We start from the raw sequence: 17,221 nt of genomic DNA, 5'->3' as shown, positions 1-17,221 counted from the left end.
ATTGCGGGCAGATTTATCCAGCGGAAGCAGACTGCGGCCCGCGCAGTCATCAGCTCCCGCTAAATCGTTCCCTATGCACGCCAAATAAGGCCGCCGGCGATACCGAATGTGCGGCACCGGTACACCACGGCTCTTATCGACGATTTACGACGCGAGGAATCGCGAATGCATGACGCATTCCGGCGCGCGAGCGACACTGCTCACGCACCGCGCATGCCGAAACAGCGCCCCGCGTCACAGCAACACAACCTGACGGTTGTATTACGGCAGCGCTGCGGCAGCGGTCAGACGACCAATATCATCCTATGATCCCCAGCCCCCGATAAGCCTGGTTGCACACGCAACTCTGCTTCTCCCCAGCCGTTGCCACTCCCCTCAAAGTGACTTTGTTTCACTTGCTGCAGTCACCACACTACCACCTTAACTGTGGCGATGACCGGAAGTTAGCACAATGATCCATCAGTGTCGATAGACTCCAAGCGGGTGGCGCCTTATAAAACACCGGCTTGCATCAACCGGCACGTTATCGGTTGAACGTGAAACTAAAACGTGAGCCAGCCACACATACTTCCAGAACCAAAACAGTGACTGCATTCACCGGGTCAGACAGAACTTTTTTGTAAATTGTTCATTTCGCTGTTCTGGTCAGCGGACATGACCTGCGCGCAATCCCGTCACCGCAGGCGCGCACCCGTCTGCTCGGCCAGCGCTTCGAGCACTTGCGCACGGGCGACGCCGATGTCCGCCGCGGTGAGCGTGGTCCCGCGCGGCCGCAAGATGACCCGCAGGGTGAGCGACCGGTGCCCGCTCGGCACCCACGAACCGTTGTACTCCCCGATGTACGACACGGCACTGACCAGTTCGTGTCCCTGCAACACAACGGCTTCGACGGTCTGCCACGGCACCGAGTCAGCGACCACGACCGACAGGTCGAAGTCGGACTCAGGCAGCTCGGGCAGCGCCGCGTACCGATTGTCTCTTGACCGGTGCGCGGACAGCCCGGCAAGACGCAGCTCAGCGCAGGCGACCAGGGTCTCCTCGATCCCTGCCGCCCGGCACACCCGCGGTCGCACCAGCCCGAGCGCCCCGACCGGGACGCCGCCCGCGCTCACGGCCAGGCGCGCGGACGGGTCCGCCCACGCCTCGTCCGGTTCACCCGAAAGTGTTAGCTCTATAACGTGACAATGCCTGTACAGCATCTCCAGCAGGCCCTTGACCCGCCGGAACAGCGTGACGCCATCCGTTCCCGCCAATGCGATGCCGAGCGCGGTCGTCTGCCCGGGCAGCGATTCCCCGCTGCTGTCGTACAGCACGCGTTCGGCGCCGGAGAAGACCTCGCCGACCTCGAACACCCCGAATTCCTTGCGGTAGCGGAGGTTGTCCGCGACCGCCTCCAGCAGATTCGGCACCAGGGATGGGCGCAGTGAGTCTCGGTCAGGCGCAGGAGCACCGTCGATCCGTACGGTAGCGGCCTTGTCCAACCCGCATACGGCGAGCAGGTGATCAGCCGACCACGGATAGGTCAACACCTCGGTGAGCCCACCGCGCCCGGCCAGCTGTTCGCGTACCGAGCGGCCGAGCGGCTTGCGGTTGAGCGAGCGCACCGGGTTCAGAGCCACTGTGGGCCGAACCGCGGGCAGCCGGTCATAGCCGTGTATCCGCGCGATCTCCTCGACAATGTCGTGCGGCAGCGACACATCCCCCGTCGAACGCCACGTCGGGGCCACCACGGACAGAACATCCTCGGATATCTGGCACTCGAAGCCAAGCGCGCCGAGGATCGCCAGGATCTCCTTGTCCGGCAACCGGGTTCCGATGCGGCGCGCCAGGAACGGCAGGCCGACGTCGATCCGCTGGCGCTCGGTCGGCCGGACGACGACGTCCTGGGCGGCGGTGATCCGCGCGTCGGGGGCGGCGGTGACAAGCAGGTCAAGGAACAACCCGACAGCGTCGTCCACCCGCTGCGTGTCCAGTTCCTTCTCGTAGCGCGCCGAAGCCTCGGTGCGCAGCCCGAGCCGCTGCACCGAGCGCCGAACTTGCCCGGCACGGAAAGCCGCCGCTTCCAGCACGAACCGCTGGGACGACCCCGACACCGCCGAGGACGCACCACCCATCACGCCAGCGGCCGCCACCACGCCGTCCGCATCCCGGATGACCGGCATGCCTGTTATCACGTCGATCGTGCGACCGACCAGCAACTCCAGCACCCCAGGCCGCTCGGCGAAGTCCGCTGAAAGCGGGAGCCGCACGCGGTCGGCGTCGTAGACGTGGGTGGGCTGGCCGACGGTGAACATGACGTAGTTGCTGAGGTCGACGCAGAGGTTGATGCTCTGCTCTCCGATGCGTGCCAACCGGTCCCGCACCACGGCCGGCGTCGGCACCGAACCGTCCACAGTGAACTCGGTGGCCGAGAAGCGCCCGCACAGCTCGGCGTCGAGCGTGCCGACTATGTGTGTCGCCGACGGCGCTGGCGGGCAAGTCGGCAGCGGCGCGAGCGGGCGGTCGTAGATGACGGCGAACTCGCGCGCGATGCCGTAGTGGCCCCACAGGTCGGGCCGGTTGGTCAGCGACTTGTTGTCGATCTCCAGCACGACGTCACCGTCGACCTCGGTGAAGCCATCGACCTCGACGGCCTTCAGGGTCAGGTCGTGGGCGAGCCGCGCGGGGGTCGATTCGGCGGGCAGCTCGACGAAGTCGGAGAGCCACTCCAGGGAAACCTTCACCGGTGTCTCCTAAGCGAACTGGGTGAGGAAGCGCAGGTCGGCGCTGTGCATGAGGCGGACGTCGTCGATGCCGTAGCGCATCATCACCAGCCGGTCGAGACCGACGTTGACGTAGCAGCCGGTCCACCGCTCGGGGTCGAGACCGGCGGCCAGAAGCACGTTCGGGTGCGGGCTGCCGCCGGGCATCACCTCGATCCACCCGACCCGGCCGCAGGTGCGGCAGCCCTTGCCGCCGCACACCTGGCACTGCATGTCGACCTCGAACCCGGGTTCCACGAACGGGAAGAAGCCCGTGCGCATGCGGGTCAGCACCGGTGTGCCGAACACGGTGTCGAGGATGGTGTCGACCAGGAACTTGCCCGTCGTCAGCGGGACGTCCTCGTCGACGAGCAGCACTTCGTACTGGAAGAACGCACGTTCGTGCCGGGCGTCGGTGCTCTCGTTGCGGTACACCCGGCCGGGGTAGACAAACCGGAACGGCGGCTCGTGCTCGCTCATGTAGCGGATGCTGGCCCCGGTGAGGTGCGGCCGCAGACACAGCCGCTCCGCGCCGCGCTGGTCGGCGGTGCCGGTCAGCCAGTAGGTGTCCATGCTCTCCCGCGCCGGATGGTCGGGTGGGAAGTTCATGTGGTCGAACTCGAACAGCTCCGAGCTGATCTCCGGACCTTCGTACACCTCGAAGTTCAACGCGGCGAACGCGTCGTTGAGGTCGTAGGCGAGCTGAGTGGTCGGGTGCAGCCGACCACCGCTGGGAGACAGCCCGGGGACGGTGACGTCGAACGGGTGTGCCAGCGCGGGCTCGGCGTCGAGCAGTTCGCGTTCCTTCTCAGCCAGCGCGGCCGTGATGTCCTGCTGGGCGGCGTGCAGCGCGGCACCCGCGGTCTTGCGCGTGTCCACGTCCATCCCGCCGAGCGCGCGGCGCAATGCGGGCAGCGCACCCGATTTGCCCAGCTGTTCGCGGCGGATCGCGGCCAAGTCAGCGGATGTGCTGGCCGCGGCCAAGTCCGCGCGCGCTTTGGCCAAAGCTTCCTGGACGCGATCAAGCATCGTGGTGCCGCCGTATGGCGTGCTCACAAGGGTTCCCCATCGTCTAAGCGACTTCCGCGGGCGCGGAGCCGGAGGCGATTCCTGTCGCTTCCCCCCGAGGCGGTGGGGAGGCGGCTGTGGGGGCTGACCCAGGCTGCGCGCGCTACCCCCGAGAACCTCGGGGGCGGCTAAATCGCGGAGCGCACTGCGGCATGACGCAATGATGCCCGGTGATCATCGAATGGTGCAAGTGCGCCGCTGCATTGCTCGTCCTCCACCTGGTCCACGAGAACCCGCGTTGGGGACATCGGAGGATCCAGCCGGACTCGGACATCAGATCGCGGCGTCGACGGTGTGGGAGATCCTCAACTCAGCCGGCATTGGTCCCGCTCCACGCCGAGCCGGTCCCACTTGGAAACAATGTCTAGCGTCGGCTACTGGAAGGTAAGCAGCGAACGCTTCTGGTGGGGCGCGGTGTTCGTCATCGCCGTCCCGGTGATAGTGCTGGTCCTGCTGGTCGCGCCGATGCTGCTGGCCGGGGACGAGGAAACCCAGCCAGGCAAGCTCGACCTGCCCAGCGTGGGGCCTTTCGCTGGTGTCCATCCTGCCGATCACCTACGGCTTCAAGGAACTGGCCAGTTACGGCCCATCCGTCGCGATATTGATCAGCATCGTGGCCGGAGCCGGCCTCACCGTACTGTTCGTCCGCAGGCAGTACCGGTTGGAGAGCCCGCTGCTGGATTTGTGGCTGTTCCGCAACCGATCGTTCAGCGTGTCGCTGGGTGCATTGCTGCTCGGCCAGTTCGCGATCCGCGGCATATTGTTCCTGCTGCCCCAGTTCTTCCAGTTGGTGCTCGGTGAGACACCGCTCAGGCTGGGCTTCGGCTGCTGCCCGGCACCATCGTCTTCGCGGCGGTCGCCATGATCGCCCCGGCCATCGCGGCGAAAGTGCGGCGCGACTGGTTGTTGGCGGGCACCCTGGTCCTCGCGGCCGTGGGATACATCCAGCTCGCCCTGGTTGGTCCCGGAGCGAGCCACTGGGAACTGGTGGCCGCGATGGTGGCCATGTCCGCGGGAATGACACCCCCCTGTGTTGCTGGTCACCGACCTGGCAGTGGCCAGAGACGCGTTCGTCACCGGATTCAACGTGGTTGGCGCCATCAGCGCGACAGTGGCGATCGCGGCGGCCATCGCGGTGAAGGTGTTGCTGCGCAACGTCGCCAAGCCCGCCGAGGCACCTACCGAGCACACCGAGCCGCAAAGTAAGCACGTTCGCTAAACAATGTCCACAAAGGACATTATTCAGTCCACGCCCAACGCACGCGCCAGTACCGCGTGAGCCTCCGCGACCTCCCGACGGGTGATTCGCGCGGTGCGGATCAAGCCGGAATCATGGAGAGTGCCGGGGAAGAGGTGCAACTCCGTTGGCACGTGGGCGGCGAAAAGGCCCTGCGCGTAGGCAATGGCTTCGTCACGCAAAGGGTCGAACTCCTTGACCGAGATATATGCGGGTGGAAGGCCTTTGAGGTCGGTGGCTCGGGCCGGGGCAGCGTAGATCGGCACGTCGGCCGTGCTCAGGCATCGTTCCGATCATGGCCATGGTCCGGCAACGGGCGCGCGTCACCGACCCGCCACCGTTCACTCTTCTCTACTCCATACGCACCCCGGCCGACATCTACTACGACGCCGAGCTGCAATCTCGTCCCAGTTTTGACGTCACGATTCTGTTCAGCCGGAAAGCGTTCGGCACCAACCGCCCGGCGGGTCGGATCGGATCGGACGACCTCGCCGTGGCACGTCCGTCCGGAATGGACGCACGCACCTAACATCTGTGGCCCAACCAGGTTCGTCGAGACGGGTTCCGAACTCCTCCTGGCTCAAGGACAGAACCCCGACACCATCCGGACTGAACGAACGTTTCGGAGCAAGCGGAGCACGATGTCAGACGGCGACCGCATCTACGACATCTCGCTGTCGCAAATGCACGTCGGTCCTCGCTCGCCTCGTTCGCACTCCAACCGATGCACGGCTGGACTTGCGTGGGACACAGTCGGTGCGTGTGCCTCTCTCGGCAGGAGCCCCGCGGTGAGCGACGACCTCGACACGACTCCGGGCTGCTCGAACCCGATGAAGCCTCGAACACCGGGGTGTGACCGACGTGCTTGGCACGGGCCGATCGAATTCGCGATCCGCCGCGGCGCCTGGGGCCCCGGCGGTCGCAGTGGCTCGGGCGGAGGCGACGTAGGTGATCCGGTTCGCCACCGCGTGAATGCGCCGGCTGTGCATCGAGGTCGGAGGTCGTCGGCTATGAACCTCCGCTCTGCCTGAGCACGGTCGAGGTCCTGTTCCAGGCCTGAACGAACTCGCACATGCCGTATGTCGGCGAAGGTCCGGGGCACACGACATCACGGCCTGTACAGGCCAAACCGTCATGGCCTGTTCGCGTGCAGGACGACGCCGGACTAGCGCGGCGTCCGCCAGCAGATCTCGCGGAGTTGAATGTGATCGACGGTCACAAGCACCTCCTCGCAGTCCGTTCCACTGTGCCATGACGGCCCCACAGCTTCCGGTCATGTCCACCGAGCCCTCGCACGACCTCGCCGGCATCAGGGCGTCAACACTACTGCCCGAAACGTCTCCTAGAGGGGCGGTGCGGCGCAGGGACATGCCTGAGAGCACGTGGCACTTCCAATGCCGCGAGTGCTTCGGCTTCGGCGTCGTAGTTGTGGAGCCAGGAGAGAGTGTCGGAGTGGTTGCGTAGTTGGGTGTTGCGCGTCGAGACGGGGTCGGTGGCGTCATAGAGGGCGCCAGCCACGCGGGAGTGGTGTTGGACGCGTGTGGTGCGGGGGCGGCGTAGCGACTCGTAGAACGCGAGTGCGGCGGGGATGTCTGCTCGGGTCGCGTCGGCCAGGAGGAGGGCGAGGGTGTAGGCGTCCTCAATGGACTGGTTGGCGCCTTGACCCAAGTGGGGAAGCATGGGGTGGGCGGCGTCGCCGAGAAGGGTGAGGTGGCCGGAGGTCCAGTGGGACAAGGGGGTGCGGTCGTAGAGGCCCCAGCGGAACGTGGTGTCGACCTGAGCGAGTACGGCCGAGACCAGGGGGTCCCAGCCGGCGAATTCTCTGCGGAGGGTGGACGGGTTGCCGGGGGCGGACCATGACTCGTGAGGACGAGCGGCGGGGGCGTGTCGGGATTCGCGTGAACGAACGCCCAGGACACATGTGGAATCCCGTGAGTGGTCGCCGGCCGGGACGAAGGCGACGTAGTTCAGCAGGTGGCCGGCACGGATCGGATAGACCAGGAAGTGCTTGTGAGCGCCCAGCCAGTTGCGGGTGGCGTTGCGGGGCCACTGCGGTACCCGCTCGCTGGAAATGACGCCGCGGTAGGCGACGCTGCCGGAGAAGACCGGCGGCGTCGGGGTGGTGACGAATCGCTGGAGGGATGAGTGGATGCCGTCGGCGGCGATGATCACGTCGGCGGCCACGCTGGGGCCATGCGCGAAGTGCGCGGTGATGTGGTGGTCGTGCTCGGTGACGCCGACACAGCGGTAGCCGGTGTGCACCACGTCGCCGGGTAGCTCGGCCGAGAGCGCCGCGATGAGGTCGGCGCGGTGCAGGCCGATGGTGGGGTTGGCGGCGTCTTCGCCGACGGTCAGTTTGGTGATGGTGGTGCCGTCGGCTTGGCAGAACAGGCCGTCGAGCAAGGGGGTGCCGCAGTGGCCCAGCCGCAGGCCGAGGCGGTTGAGCAGGCGGTGGCCGTTCGGGGTGAGGCCGACGCCGGCGCCGACTTCGGTGAAGGCCGGGGCCTGCTCGTAGAGGCGGACGTCGAGGCCGCGGCGCAGTAGCGCGAGGGCAGCGGTGAGTCCGCCGATCCCGCCGCCCACCACTGCTACCCGCAGTGGGGTCATGGTTGTGCTCTCCTGGAGTCGATCGGCGCCGATCCCACCGTAACGGGCAACGCGGTCACGGTTCGGTTTAGGCGTCGAAAAGGGGACTGTCGACGGGGACTACTGGCGACGAGTCCGCCGTCGACCGCCCAGGCCTGGCCGGTGGCGAAGGACGCGCGGTCGGACAGCAGCCAGGCGACGGCTTCGGCGATCTCGGCCGGGTCGGCCGGCCGGTTGATCGGTTGCATCGCCGCGATCTGGTCTTCGGTCACCACGCCGTGCTTGGCCGCCACGTAGGCGGACAAGCCGATACCCATCCCGACCAGGTCGCCGGTCGACGAGGTGTTCACGACCGACCCGCCGCCGGAGGTGAGCATCCGGCGGATCTCCGCCCGCAGGCACAGCCAGACGCCCTTGAGGTTGACGTCCGTGACGCGGTCCCAATTCTCCACAGTGGACTCGGCGACCGACTCGAACGCGCCGTCGATGCCGGCGTTGTTGAACGCGCCATCGAGTCGGCCGTAGGCGCGGATCGCGGCCTCGACCATCGCGTCGGCATCGTCTTCTCGGGACACGTCGGCTACCACTAGCACTGCATTGCCTGACGGATTCCGCGGTCTCGTGGCAGGTGTCGCCGTTGATGTCGGCCAGCACCAGATCGGCGCCGTGCCCGGCCAGCACCTCGGCGGCGCTGCGGCCGATACCCGAGCCGGCACCGGTGACGAGCACTGCCTTGCCTGTGAGCAGTCCTGTCACCGGGCACCCACGATCATCGGAAGCTCGGCGAGGCGCACGACGCTCGTGGTCACGGTCTTCGGGCGGAACCCGGCGGGGAGGCTCAGCCGGCGATTCGCCGCGATGGCGGCGACGCTGATCTTCATCTGGATCATCGCGAACGCGTCACCCATGCACTGTCGCCGGCCGAGGCCGAAGGGCACGAACGCGCGCTGCATCTCGGGGGTGGGCCCGGCGCCGAGCCAGCGTTCCGGGCGGATCCGCAGTGGGTCCGGGAAAATGTCCGGGTCACGGTGCATGGCGGCAGGGCTGTAGATCACCTCGGTGCCCGCCTCCAGGTGTACGCCGCCGACCGTGACGGGGCGCACTGCTCGCCGCATGAGCATCCACAGTGGATGGTGCAGGCGCAGGTTCTCCAGTACGAACGCTTCGGTGACGCGAAGTTCGGCCAAGTCGACGTCGCCGTGGAACACCCGGTCAGCCTCTTCCTCGAGGTGCGCCCGCACCTCGGGCGACCATACGTGTAGGTACGCCGCGTGTCGCCCTGGACGCGATGTTGGACTTCGGACGTGCGGTTTCCGATGGCGTCATAGCCGAACTCCGACCAATACGGCGCCGTACCACCAAGGCCCGCAACGGACGGTGCAGCGGAGCAATCTCCTGTCGACGGGGTGAATCCTTGTGTCAAACGCCGCAGATAGTCGTACGCGAAGCATTGCACGTCGGACTTGTCCGCGATCCGGGTGATGTTGCCGGTGGCATCGTAGGTGAGGCTGCGATCCGAGATCCGGAAGTCGCTCGACGTAGCGCGATCGACAATGCTCTGCGAGAGCCTCCGCGTGCCTTCTTCATAGTAGTTCGTGAGCCACAACTCATTCGGCTCACGCCCGACCGTCAGCCAGAGCGTCTCTGGGCTTGACCCGATTCGACAGACAAGGTCGATATGTGATCAGGCTACCGCAAGCTCGGTAGCGGTTTGCTGGGCTGCTTCGTAGGCGGCCGGGCTGAGGAAGCCGAGGCTGGAATGCCGCCGGCGGGTGTTGTACCAGCCTTCCACATATTCGAAGATTGCCTTGTGCGCCAACGCTTTCGTCGGCCAGGCCTGCCGGTCGAGCAGTTCAGTCTTGATGGTGGCGAAGAACGACTCGGCGACCGCGTTGTCCCAGCACTGTCCTTTCCGGCCCACCGACAGCCGCACTCCGGCATCGCGCGCGAGGCGGGCGTACTGACCGGAGGTGTACTGACAGCCGCGATCGGCATGAAAGATCACGCCTGGCCCGGGTCGACGTGGGGTGATCGCGACACGCAAGGCCTGGTCGACCAGGTCAGTCCGCAGATGGTCGGCGGTGGCCCAGCCCACCACGCGCCGAGAGGCGATATCGATCACCATGGCCAGATACAACCAGCCCTCCCCCGTGTGGATATAGGTGATGTCACCGCACCAGCGACTGTTGAGATCCGTTGCCGCACAGGCGAAATCCCTGCGGATCAGATCGTCGGGCAGGACCGCGGCCGGATCCGGCACGGTGGTGGTCCGCCACCGTTTCGGTGTCTTGCCCACGAGTCCCGCCGCGCGCATCAACCGAGCCACTCGCTTGCGTGAATGCCCTCGGCCGCTGGCAGCCAGTTCAGCACGCACCCGAGGTGCCCCGTAGGTGCCGTTGGACTCAGCGTGGATCTCGGTGATCCGCTCAGTCAACTCGGCATCGTCGCGGGCCCGCTGGAATGGTTGGCCGGTGCGGTGGGCATAGTAGGCGGCACGGGAGACTTTAAGCAGCGCACACGCACGTTTGACGTTGCCGGTGGTGCTGATGTTCTCCGCCTCGATGAACGGGGACACGTTCACCGGGTCTCCTTGGCGAAGAAAATCGTGGCGCGCTTGAGGATCTCGTTGTCCTCACGCAGTCGGCGGTTTTCCGCCCGCAACGCCGCCAACTCGTCGCGCTCCGCGCTGGTCAACCCGTCAGTGCGCGTTCCGGCGTCCAGTTCGACCTGCTTGACCCAGCCCCGCACCGCGGTCTCGGTCAGGTCGAAATCCCGCGCGACCTGCCCCAACGACCGATCCCCGCGCTGGCACAACTCGACGATCTCGGCCTTGAACTCCGGCGTGAACGCCCGCCGAGGCCGCCGCTTCTTCTTGCCCACAGGCTCCATGATGAACATCCTTCCCAAGGGTTCGCACCCCTGATCAGAGATGTCCGTCAAAACGGGTCAGGCCCAACCGTCCACACGGCACACTGACCTGCTACTCAACGTACGGCTGCCGCTGCGCCTCATGCCGCTGCGCGTACGCCCCCTACCGATCGGCTCGCCGCGCTCAGGGCAAAGACCGGCCCGCACACGGACGCTCGTTGGACACCGACGGGCACATACCGCGTAATTGGCACCTCAAACACATCTGGAAACCCGCGCTCACCGCAGCCGGAATCACCCGACGAATCCGGATGCACGACCTGCGCCACACACACGCCTCGTGGCTACTGGCCGGCAGAGCAGACATCCAAACCGTCCGCGAACGACTGGGACACTCCAGCCTGCGCGCCACGGAGCGATACCTGCACACCCTCGCCGCATCAGACGAACACGCTCTCAAAGCCTTCGAACGTGTCCGTAACCACCGACACCTCCGAACCGACTGACCACCACGCCAGGCTCGACACGCCACAGCCTGAGGCGAGAATCACGGTCAACAGACGGTCAGATGATCAAGGACCCGACGACGCCCCACACGGCCAAACCGACCAGAAGTCACCGAAACTCAGACTTCCGCAACGACCGAAACCGTCCGTGTCACGGCGACAGCCACGGTCAAATGACGGTCAAAAGCCAAAGGCCTTGCCAACGACGAACGTCAACAAGGCCTCTGAACTGCACTTATCGGGTGGGCGATACTGGGATTGAACCAGTGACCCCTACCGTGTCAAGGTAGTGCTCTCCCACTGAGCTAATCGCCCGAGGCGCAGGCGGGAATCGAACCCGCGTACAGGGCTTTGCAGGCCCTTGCCTAAGCCACTCGGCCACTGCGCCAGTTTCCTGTCAATTGCCCAGGAGTCCGACCCGAGGGGCCGACGCCGAGCGGACGACGGGACTCGAACCCGCAACCCTCACCTTGGCAAGGTGATGCGCTACCAGCTGCGCTACGTCCGCCTGCCCCAGCTTGGCGGACTTTTCGGCCCGCCTCGGTGGTACGTGGAGAACTTTATCCGACCGGCTCAACGGGTTTCAAACCGGGGGTCGGTTTCGATGTTTGCTCAGGTCAGGTCGTTGGAGATCAAGTGCGTCAGCGCCTCGTCGACGTTGACCCAGGTGTGCTCGTTTCCTGGCACCACTACGTCGTACGTCCGGTCGAGGAAGTCCGCCAGTTCTTGTGCCGAGGCTTCGAAGACCGCGTGGCCGGACGGCGAGCTGAGTTCGATCACCACTACCTCTGGGTCGTCCACCGCTGGCCGGATTCGGACGTCGCCGTCTCCCGCCTCCGCGATCAGCCCGTCGGCGAGAAGGTCGCGTGCGAAGACCCATTCCACCCAGCCTGCCCTGCCGGTACGGAACGCCGCGACGACCGCATACGGGTCGCGGGTGTCATAGCGCAGCTCGACCTTCACCGGCACGGCCGGTGTGCGCGGCGCAAGCAGGTCAAAGACCGCTGTCGAGCGGAGCGTCACGTGATCGTTGCGCATCGTCGCTACCCTTCTACTCCCTTCCCAGCCATGGAACGACTGAGTCCCAGTCCTGTGACGCCGTAGCACCGCCCGTCGATAGCATTTCGGCCGATCTTCACCCGTTCGGGCCCCCTGGGTCGACACTATGCGATCGATTGACTCCGCCCTGTAATCACCTGATGGACCTACGCGTACATACTGCTGGGTTCGTCCCGAACTTGGTAGCGCCAATGCGTGAATCTTCTGCATGACGTTATGGCTCGCTTGTCACATCGGGCGAACATCCCCAGGTCAGCCGGGATACGGGGGGTGGTTACAAACCGGTCGCGGCCTGCTGTAAGCTTTCTCTCTGTTAGGCAAGAGGGTGATTAGCTCAGCGGGAGAGCGCTCCGTTCACACCGGAGAGGTCACTGGTTCGATCCCAGTATTGCCCACGCGAACCAAGCCCGGTCCCACTTCAGGGGCCGGGCTTTTTTCCTGACTACAGTGTTCCTTTGTGGACCTCGACCTGCGCAAGCTCCGGTACTTCGTCGTACTGGCCGAGGAGTTGAACTTCGGCCGGGCCGCGGGGCGGTTGCACATCGCGCAGCCCGTTCTGTCACGGCAGATCCGGGCGCTTGAGGACGAACTGCACGTCCGACTGTTCGTCCGGGACAAACGATCGACCGAGCTCACGGCCGCTGGCAGGCAACTGCTCGACGACGGAAAACCCCTGCTCGCCGCGGCCGAGGCGCTCAAGCGCCGGGTGGCGCAGGCCGCGAGAGGCACCACGACGTTCAGCGTCGGGTTCATGCCGGGCATCACGGTCACTGACTGGGTACGTGCGTTCGGCACACAACATCCGGATGTCGAGGTCGAACTCGTCCGGACCACTTGGAACAACCAGGTCGACGTGCTGCGCGACGGCCGCGTCGACGTCAGTATCGTGCGGTTGCCGATCGATCAACGCGGCCTGAAGGTCCGGCCGATGTTCACTGAGCCGCGCGTCGCCGTCCTGCCCGCAGATCATCGGTTGGCGGGCAAGGAGTCCATTGAGATCGTTGATCTCGCGGCCGAGCATCTGCTGAACGAGCCCGGCGCCGTCCCCGAATGGCGTGACATCTCCGTCCAGCTTCGTGACGGCACCGCGCCGCCCGCCCGCGGGTACACCAGCATCGAAGAGAAACTTGAGGATGTCGCGTCCGGACAAGGGATCGCGATCATCCCGAAGTCCACTTCGGAGTACTACCGGCGCCCGGATGTCACGCAGGTCCCGGTCGGCGACATCGGCCCGAACCACGTCTGTCTCGCGTGGATCGCCCCCCGCCGGTCACCGCTGATCCACGACTTCGCCGAGATTGTCGGCTAGGTGCCGGGGCGCCCAGCCGAGTTCACGCCGTGCCTTGTCCCCGCTCAACTGCTGGTCGAGTGCGAACGCCTCCGCAATGGGTCCCATCTGATCCAAAGCCTCCGCATAACTCATCGAAGGCTTGCCAGTGAAAAAGTCGGCGACATGCATGTTGAAACTCACACCGATGTACGTCGAGCCCGCGGGCGCGGTCAACGCGCGCACGTACAAGTCCGCAATGTCGTCGACGTGCACAAGCGCCCAGTGGTTCGAACCATCGCCGATGATCGAGCCACGGAAGAAGTGCGGGAGCAACCCGCCATCGCGCCCGAAGACCACCCCGGGCATGACCAGCACGGCGTGCCCACGCGAAAGCACCTGAGCCTCATTGGCGGCACGCCAAGCGGTGATCTGCGGCGGATTCTGCGGCGATTCCTCAGTAGCCACGCCATCGGTGTTGCCGTAGACCCAAACACCGCCTGTGTGCACGTAAACCCCGCGCGTGCCTTCCTGCATCGCAGTAGCCGCCGCGAGATCGGCCTGAGCCGCGTCCGAAGTCCCGTCGAAGCCAAGGTGGATCACGCCGTCCGCGGCAGCAGCGGCGTCACGCAACACGTCCAGCGACGACATCGAGCCGTGCACGGGTTTTGCCCCGAGTTCGGACACGGCCGCGGCGGAGGCATCGCTGCGCGCCAGGGCCGACACCTCGTGCCCGGCACGCACCAGAGCCGGGATCGTGCTGCGGCCGAGATAGCCGGAGCCACCGGTGATGAAGACCTTCATTTCTGGGTCCTTTCGTTGTGTCATCCCCGAAATCGAGTCTCATCAGGTTCGTGAACGGCGTCCAAGACCTGTTTCGCCGCCTGTGATACCCCTAGGGCATCAGGCTCAACACATACCGCACGGCGTCCGCCCGCGAATGAAAGCCCGCCTTGGCGAAGAGGTTGTTGATGTGCGTTTTGACGGTCGCCTCGCTGATCACCAGGCGCTGCGCGATCTCCGGGTTACGCAGCCCCGCACCGATCAGGTCCGAGATCACCTGTTCACGGGCGGTCAGGGTGAACTTCGCCGGAGCGGGCCGAGCGTGTCGGGTGGGCCAGCGTCAGCAATCTGCGCCGCACTTCCTGTGCGAGAACGGCTTGCCCTGCCGCGGCGCTGCGCACGGCCTGCTCGATCTTCGCCCGGTCGGCTTCCTTGGTGAGATAACCGCTCGCGCCGGCCGCCAGCGCGTCCAAGATGGACTCATTGTCTCACGATCCCGCTCTTCGTGCTTGTCGCGGTGCTTGCGCTCGCGACCATCCCACCTTGGCGAGGCCTCCCCCGAGTGCGCGCAGATCACGTTGATGGCCGCGTACGCGGTGCCTGCAGCAGTTTTGGTGCCACTAGCCGAGTCGACGCTCGTCACGATCCTGGCGTTCGTCGCTTCCGGGACCACCTCGTGAGTGGTTAGGAGGGTTAGAACCTGGATTCACCGAAGATCTTGGTGGGTTGGTCGTGTCGTGGACGGGCAGATGCCCTCTGACTTGGGACGATTGTTCTTACGAGAGAAACATATCGGTCCGAGTGAGAGGGCATCTGCTGAGTGAAAGCATCGCATACGCGTGGCGCGGTGTCGGTGAGGTTCGACGATCCGGGATTGGTGTCGCACGCGGGGCTGGTGCCGGTGATGCGGCTGGCCGAGGACGCGGGGTTGTCGGATCTGGCCGGTGAGCTGGTCCGGCTGGGTGGTTCGGTCGGGGCGAACGCGGGCGCGAAGATCAGCACGATCGTGGCCGGGATGGCCGCGGGCGCGGACTCGATCAGTGATCTGGACCTGGTGCGGCATGGTGGCATGGCGGGGTTGTTCACCGGGATCCGCGCACCGTCCACTGTGGGCACGTTCCTGCGCTGGTTCAGCATGGGTCATGTCGCTCAACTGGAGAAACTCTCCGCCCGGCTGCTGGCCCGCTTGGCGGAGCTGACGCCGCTGCTGGCGGGGGCCGACCGGTTGGGGTTGCTGGATCTGGACTCGAAAATCAGCCAGGTCTACGGGCGGGGCAAAGACGGGGCCGCGTTCGGCTATACCGGGGTGTTGGGGTTGAACACGCTGGCCGCGACCCTGACCACAGCGGCGGGCAGGCCGGTGATCGTGGCGACCCGGTTACGGGGTGGCAACGCCGATACCCGCCGCGCGGTGAGCTCGCTGGCCCGGCGCGCGCTGGGCACCGCCCGCGCCGCGGGCGCGACCGGGCCGCTGCTGGTACGCGGCGATTCCGGGTTCTATGTCGGGGAATTGATCACGATGCTGGTGCGGGAAGGGGGTCTGGTTCTCCATCACCGCCCCACAACATTCCGCGATCCGGGAGGCGATCGACGCGATCAGCGAGCACGCCTGGCAGCAGCACACCTACCGCGACCCGGTCCTCGACCCGCACACCGGGCAGCTGATCCACACCGCCCAGATCGCCGAGACCAGCCATACCGCGTTCACCAACCCGACCGTCAACCCCGGCCAGAAAACCACCGCCCGGCTACTGGTCCGCCGGACCCGGATCACCACCCGCGACGAGCAGGGCGAGTTGTTCCCAGCCTGGCGCTACCACGCGGTGTTCACCAACCTCCCACCCGCCACCACCAGGCCCGACACCACCAGGCCCGACACCACCAGGCCCGCCACCACCAGGCCCGCCACCACCGAGCCCGACACGGCCGGCTTCGACACGGCCACCGCCTGGCGTCTGCACGACCAACGCAGCGGCGCGATCGAACACGTCTTCGCCGAACTCGCGGCCGGCCCGCTGGCCCACTTCCCGTCCGGACTGTTCGCCGCCAACGCCGCCTGGCTCTCCCTGGCCGCCCTGACCCACAACCTCCTGCGCGCCACCGCCTGCCTGGCCGGCCCCGCCCACGCCCGAACACGGCTGACCACCCTGCGCCGCCGGTTGATCACCATCGCCGCCCGCGTCACCCGCACCGCCCGCCACATCACCCTGCGACTACCACAAGACTGGCCCTGGGCCCACGACTTCACCCGGCTGTTCACCACCATCCACGCCCCACCCCACCCCGCCTGACCCCCTACCCACCCGCCTGACCAGGGCCCAACCCGAAAGACCACAGTGGAAAAGCTGGGCAGACCAGCAACTCCCACACGACCACACCACACACCACCGGCCCACCACCACAACCACCCACCACCACGACCACAACCCAAGATCAACGGTGAATCCAGGTTAGAACGCGCGTAATCACTCACGAGGTTCTAGCCGCGGCACAGGAGGGCAGAGGTCATGCACCGTCGCATCCTGCTGAGCGTCGTCATCGTCCTGCTCGCGTTGCTCACGCCGACTGCGAATGCCGAGGTCGAGCATCCGAGACAACAGTGGTTACGGGCGTCAACGGCCGGGCTTTTCCTGCACTGGGGCATGTTCACCGCGCCGAAGCACCTCGACTGCGCGGAATGGGAACGTGACGTCACCGGTGGCGGCTGGAGTGCCGACTACTGGGTCGACGAGGCCCGCAAGCTGGGCGCCTCCTACATCGTCCTGGCCACGTTCCACAGCAGGCTTGGCTATGCGCGCCCATGGCCGTCGGCGATCCCGGGCAGTTGCAGCACCAAGCGCGATCTCCTTGGTGAGCTGGTCAAAGCGGGCAAAGCCAAGGACGTCAAGATCATCCTCTATGTACGGCGAGGCCGGTTGGGACAACCTGGTCGCGCATTGGCAGCCGCGGGAGGACCCGGACACCGATCAGTGCTTGGCCGAAGTGCGTGCACTGTTGCCGAAACTCGCGGCGGTGCACGCGTTCTCGTGGGGACCCGATGGCTACACCGAACGGCTTGCATTGGGCGCGAGGGAAGATCTGTGGCGCCCGCTTTTCGGTCTCCTGC

The 17,221-nt window shown here is 66.0% G+C and carries 19 protein-coding genes, 4 tRNA genes and 3 pseudogenes; 10 read left to right on the top strand and 16 right to left on the bottom strand.

All coding sequences use genetic code 11. From position 1 onward, the window contains the following. Positions 1-674: 674 nt before the first annotated feature. Together LWC34_RS03720 and LWC34_RS03715 are read right to left on the bottom strand one after the other, a co-directional pair. Positions 675-2,723: a phenylalanine--tRNA ligase subunit beta gene (locus LWC34_RS03720; protein ID WP_233722989.1), complete on the bottom strand. Its 2,049-nt coding sequence runs from the start codon at positions 2,721-2,723 to the stop codon at positions 675-677. Positions 2,724-2,732: 9 nt separating this feature from the next. Next, entirely contained in the window at positions 2,733-3,797 is a 1,065-nt protein-coding gene (locus tag LWC34_RS03715; protein WP_233722988.1) for a phenylalanine--tRNA ligase subunit alpha, read from the bottom strand. Positions 3,798-4,344: 547 nt separating this feature from the next. Here LWC34_RS03715 and LWC34_RS03710 point away from each other — a divergent pair. Both LWC34_RS03710 and LWC34_RS03705 read left to right on the top strand, forming a co-directional pair. Next, positions 4,345-4,674 (top strand): hypothetical protein, encoded by a 330-nt coding sequence (locus LWC34_RS03710; RefSeq protein ID WP_233722987.1) that lies wholly within the window; start codon positions 4,345-4,347, stop codon positions 4,672-4,674. Between the two features lie 165 nt (positions 4,675-4,839). Next, entirely contained in the window at positions 4,840-5,028 is a 189-nt protein-coding gene (locus tag LWC34_RS03705; protein ID WP_250109431.1) for a hypothetical protein, read from the top strand. 23 nt (positions 5,029-5,051) lie between these two features. Here the strand turns inward: LWC34_RS03705 and LWC34_RS03700 are convergent, their stop codons facing one another. Then, complete coding sequence (locus LWC34_RS03700; RefSeq protein WP_233722985.1) at positions 5,052-5,312, bottom strand: alpha/beta hydrolase fold domain-containing protein; 261 nt, start codon at positions 5,310-5,312, stop codon at positions 5,052-5,054. Positions 5,313-5,341: 29 nt separating this feature from the next. Here LWC34_RS03700 and LWC34_RS03695 point away from each other — a divergent pair, with 29 nt between their 5' ends. Both LWC34_RS03695 and LWC34_RS58680 read left to right on the top strand, forming a co-directional pair. Continuing rightward, on the top strand, positions 5,342-5,575 hold the full coding sequence (locus LWC34_RS03695) for a ferredoxin reductase domain-containing protein (protein ID WP_233722984.1): 234 nt from the start codon (positions 5,342-5,344) through the stop codon (positions 5,573-5,575). 5 nt (positions 5,576-5,580) lie between these two features. After that, positions 5,581-5,838, top strand: a complete 258-nt coding sequence (locus LWC34_RS58680) for a DUF6510 family protein (protein ID WP_372496419.1) — start codon at positions 5,581-5,583, stop codon at positions 5,836-5,838. Positions 5,839-6,369: 531 nt separating this feature from the next. Here the strand turns inward: LWC34_RS58680 and LWC34_RS03690 are convergent. The 5 genes and pseudogenes from LWC34_RS03690 to LWC34_RS03670 all read right to left on the bottom strand — a co-directional run bounded on the left by LWC34_RS03690 (position 6,370) and on the right by LWC34_RS03670 (position 10,521). Further along, positions 6,370-7,653 (bottom strand): FAD-dependent oxidoreductase, encoded by a 1,284-nt coding sequence (locus LWC34_RS03690; protein WP_233722983.1) that lies wholly within the window; start codon positions 7,651-7,653, stop codon positions 6,370-6,372. Next, positions 7,650-8,313: pseudogene (locus LWC34_RS03685) on the bottom strand (SDR family NAD(P)-dependent oxidoreductase). The gene LWC34_RS03690 and the pseudogene LWC34_RS03685 overlap by 4 nt, the downstream one beginning before the upstream one ends. Before the next feature lie 71 nt (positions 8,314-8,384). Then, positions 8,385-8,873 (bottom strand): cytochrome P450, encoded by a 489-nt coding sequence (locus tag LWC34_RS03680; protein ID WP_233722982.1) that lies wholly within the window; start codon positions 8,871-8,873, stop codon positions 8,385-8,387. A 443-nt stretch (positions 8,874-9,316) separates the two neighbouring features. Beyond that, on the bottom strand, positions 9,317-10,213 hold the full coding sequence (locus LWC34_RS03675) for an IS3 family transposase (protein WP_233722981.1): 897 nt from the start codon (positions 10,211-10,213) through the stop codon (positions 9,317-9,319). After that, on the bottom strand, positions 10,210-10,521 hold the full coding sequence (locus tag LWC34_RS03670; RefSeq protein WP_233722980.1) for a transposase: 312 nt from the start codon (positions 10,519-10,521) through the stop codon (positions 10,210-10,212). Before LWC34_RS03670 ends, LWC34_RS03675 begins: the two co-directional genes overlap by 4 nt. A gap of 197 nt (positions 10,522-10,718) precedes the next feature. On the opposite strand from LWC34_RS03670, the gene LWC34_RS03665 reads away from it, so the two are divergent. Continuing rightward, the gene (locus LWC34_RS03665) at positions 10,719-11,006 is read left to right on the top strand and encodes a tyrosine-type recombinase/integrase (RefSeq protein WP_233722979.1); all 288 of its coding nucleotides are present in this window, start codon (positions 10,719-10,721) and stop codon (positions 11,004-11,006) included. A 243-nt stretch (positions 11,007-11,249) separates the two neighbouring features. On the opposite strand, the gene LWC34_RS03660 is transcribed toward LWC34_RS03665, so the two are convergent. From LWC34_RS03660 to LWC34_RS03645, 4 genes are all read right to left on the bottom strand, one after another. Further along, positions 11,250-11,321, bottom strand: a tRNA-Val gene (locus LWC34_RS03660). A gap of 1 nt (position 11,322) precedes the next feature. Continuing rightward, positions 11,323-11,394 (bottom strand) — tRNA-Cys (locus LWC34_RS03655). Positions 11,395-11,441: 47 nt separating this feature from the next. Further along, positions 11,442-11,514, bottom strand: a tRNA-Gly gene (locus tag LWC34_RS03650). Positions 11,515-11,618: 104 nt separating this feature from the next. Next, positions 11,619-12,044: an SsgA family sporulation/cell division regulator gene (locus LWC34_RS03645; RefSeq protein WP_033393736.1), complete on the bottom strand. Its 426-nt coding sequence runs from the start codon at positions 12,042-12,044 to the stop codon at positions 11,619-11,621. Positions 12,045-12,388: 344 nt separating this feature from the next. Here LWC34_RS03645 and LWC34_RS03640 point away from each other — a divergent pair. Beyond that, a tRNA-Val gene (locus LWC34_RS03640) sits at positions 12,389-12,460 on the top strand. A 62-nt stretch (positions 12,461-12,522) separates the two neighbouring features. Beyond that, positions 12,523-13,374 carry a LysR family transcriptional regulator gene (locus tag LWC34_RS03635; RefSeq protein ID WP_233722978.1) on the top strand — a complete coding sequence of 284 codons (852 nt, stop codon included), beginning with the start codon at positions 12,523-12,525 and terminating at the stop codon, positions 13,372-13,374. Here the strand turns inward: LWC34_RS03635 and LWC34_RS03630 are convergent. From LWC34_RS03630 to LWC34_RS03620, 3 genes are all read right to left on the bottom strand, one after another. Continuing rightward, entirely contained in the window at positions 13,336-14,136 is an 801-nt protein-coding gene (locus LWC34_RS03630) for an NAD-dependent epimerase/dehydratase family protein (RefSeq protein ID WP_233722977.1), read from the bottom strand. The genes LWC34_RS03635 and LWC34_RS03630 overlap by 39 nt on opposite strands. Positions 14,137-14,227: 91 nt before the next feature. Beyond that, entirely contained in the window at positions 14,228-14,392 is a 165-nt protein-coding gene (locus tag LWC34_RS03625; RefSeq protein ID WP_233722976.1) for a response regulator transcription factor, read from the bottom strand. A gap of 4 nt (positions 14,393-14,396) precedes the next feature. Beyond that, positions 14,397-14,588, bottom strand: a complete 192-nt coding sequence (locus tag LWC34_RS03620) for a response regulator (RefSeq protein ID WP_233722975.1) — start codon at positions 14,586-14,588, stop codon at positions 14,397-14,399. A 347-nt stretch (positions 14,589-14,935) separates the two neighbouring features. On the opposite strand from LWC34_RS03620, the pseudogene LWC34_RS58675 reads away from it, so the two are divergent. After that, positions 14,936-15,589 (top strand): annotated as a pseudogene (locus tag LWC34_RS58675) (transposase family protein); the annotation flags it as partial. Between the two features lie 40 nt (positions 15,590-15,629). Here LWC34_RS58675 and LWC34_RS03605 read toward each other — a convergent pair. Next, complete coding sequence (locus tag LWC34_RS03605; protein ID WP_233722972.1) at positions 15,630-15,812, bottom strand: hypothetical protein; 183 nt, start codon at positions 15,810-15,812, stop codon at positions 15,630-15,632. Between the two features lie 99 nt (positions 15,813-15,911). On the opposite strand from LWC34_RS03605, the gene LWC34_RS03600 reads away from it, so the two are divergent. Beyond that, positions 15,912-16,406, top strand: coding sequence for a transposase (locus tag LWC34_RS03600; RefSeq protein WP_284051409.1), 495 nt, complete (start codon positions 15,912-15,914; stop codon positions 16,404-16,406). Positions 16,407-16,622: 216 nt separating this feature from the next. Then, positions 16,623-17,018 (top strand): annotated as a pseudogene (locus tag LWC34_RS03595) (alpha-L-fucosidase); the annotation flags it as partial. Positions 17,019-17,221 lie beyond the last annotated feature (203 nt).

The organism is Kibdelosporangium philippinense (assembly GCF_021390435.2).
Taxonomy (GTDB): domain Bacteria; phylum Actinomycetota; class Actinomycetes; order Mycobacteriales; family Pseudonocardiaceae; genus Kibdelosporangium; species Kibdelosporangium philippinense.
The sequence above is the reverse complement of the archived record's forward strand: the minus strand, read 5'-3'. Positions and strand labels throughout refer to the sequence as shown.